This window comes from Alicyclobacillus suci, assembly GCF_017329615.1.
In the GTDB taxonomy this organism is placed as follows: Bacteria; Bacillota; Bacilli; order Alicyclobacillales; family Alicyclobacillaceae; genus Alicyclobacillus; species Alicyclobacillus suci.
In genome coordinates this window covers 1-1568 of the sequence record NZ_JAFMTW010000116.1, presented here as the reverse complement: position 1 = coordinate 1568, position 1568 = coordinate 1, and the positions used below count along the sequence as shown (strand labels likewise).

Below are 1568 nucleotides of genomic sequence, written 5' to 3'. Positions count from 1 at the left end.
GGCTAAACTAACCGGCAACGACGAACAACAATTGCTGGCGCCAACGTCAGTTTTGCATAAATAGCAGACACTGAGTGGTTGCACTCAATTTACACCACTTGACGGGACACTACCTCCCCTTGCTTTCTATTGCAGGACGTGTGCATATAGGCATGCGTATTCGAAATTTCCATGGTGATGTACGAGGTCGTGCTTTTCGCGAAGTACCTCCTGCAATTATGGCATGAAACTTGCTAAACAAAGGGGTAGGTACGTCAGACTTTGAATGCAGGGGGTACACGCATGCGTTATCAACCGAAGGACTCGTTTCAATCCCCACGTTTTTGCGGACCACGTACGTTCGCTCGGCTTCCATATGTAGAACACCTCGATGATGACATGGATTTTGTGATTGCTGGTATTCCGTTTGATTCTGGTGCATCGTTTCGCACAGGGCAACGATTCGGGCCCGAAGCTGTCCGCGACTTTTCGATTCTTCTTCGTCCGTACAACGTAAGCGTAAAATCTATACACCTCGTAAGAGAATCCTCCATGCGGGATAATCTCCTCAAATGAAAGTGAGGAGAGTGATCTGCATGTCAAGGACAGACTTGCATGACGAATGGGAGAAGCGTCTTATAGAGTTTGAATCTAGTGGGCAAACAACCACGGCTTGGTGCGCTGCACAAGAGATTAATATCCATCGTTTTCGCTACTGGTCGAGCAAACTGCGAGGCAACCGGCGTCAAAAGCCTTTGAATGGTGAGAGCCGTTCTCAAGCGAAGGACTATGATAGCGTGGAGAACCTCGTGGCAGCGCTTGACATCCTCATCCCCGATAACGACGAGCTCCTTGAGCGACTGAAAGCAATGCTTCTTCCCATTCTGGACGCCATTCGAAGTATGGCTTGGTCGAGCGTCCCGCATGAAGAATGAAACGAACTCGTTCATCTTCTTTTGGAATGGATTTATGAGATAAATGCATCGCGAATCCGTGGAACGCGCAGAACGAGCTGCCCAACACGCGTCGTGATGGAATGAGGCAATGTTTCGTTACGCTACCCTCGGTGCTCCTCAGTTCGCTCATACGGGCTCGCTTTCAGTTGGTCCGTGACCTGAGCCTGCAATACCTGATTGAGCACCTGTTCAACCAACTTCGCGACACCCCATTCTGCACGAAGAGGTCTTTCAAAATTTCGTCGTTCAGGGTAATTTGGTATTGAGCCATTGCGTTTCCATCCTGGTGATGTGGTATCTCTCCAATCTCACATTCTACCAAAGAGGGGCGGATGGCTCATATTATGTAATCCACTGCCATCCCCTTTTTACACAGCATACCGGACACTACTCCTTAATGGACCGTTCGCCTTAGCTATTATGCTTAATGATAAAGGATATATATCATTTGCATTATTCCGAATATGCTCATAACCACCCCTAGTACGCCTATTATATATACAATTTTTCTGGATCGATTCTTGAATAAAAAAATGAGCGTTTTGCAGATTTATAAACTCCCGCAGGGCAAGGGTTCTGAGGGCATGAAAAAGGACTTCACCCCAACCTTCGAGAAAATTTCAAGTAACCCAA

Annotated in this window: 1 protein-coding gene and 2 pseudogenes; 2 read left to right on the top strand and 1 reads right to left on the bottom strand. The window is 47.3% G+C overall.

Features of this window, described 5'->3' with window-relative positions; translation table 11 throughout:
* Positions 1–282: 282 nt before the first annotated feature.
* A pseudogene (locus J3482_RS19995) lies at positions 283–492 on the top strand (arginase family protein); the annotation flags it as partial.
* 83 nt (positions 493–575) lie between these two features.
* Positions 576–914 (top strand): IS66 family insertion sequence element accessory protein TnpA, encoded by a 339-nt coding sequence (gene tnpA / locus J3482_RS19990; RefSeq protein ID WP_206919773.1) that lies wholly within the window; start codon positions 576–578, stop codon positions 912–914.
* Positions 915–949: 35 nt separating this feature from the next.
* On the opposite strand, the pseudogene J3482_RS21150 reads toward tnpA, so the two are convergent.
* Positions 950–1206 (bottom strand): annotated as a pseudogene (locus J3482_RS21150) (transposase); the annotation flags it as partial.
* Between the last annotated feature and the right edge of the window lie 362 nt (positions 1207–1568).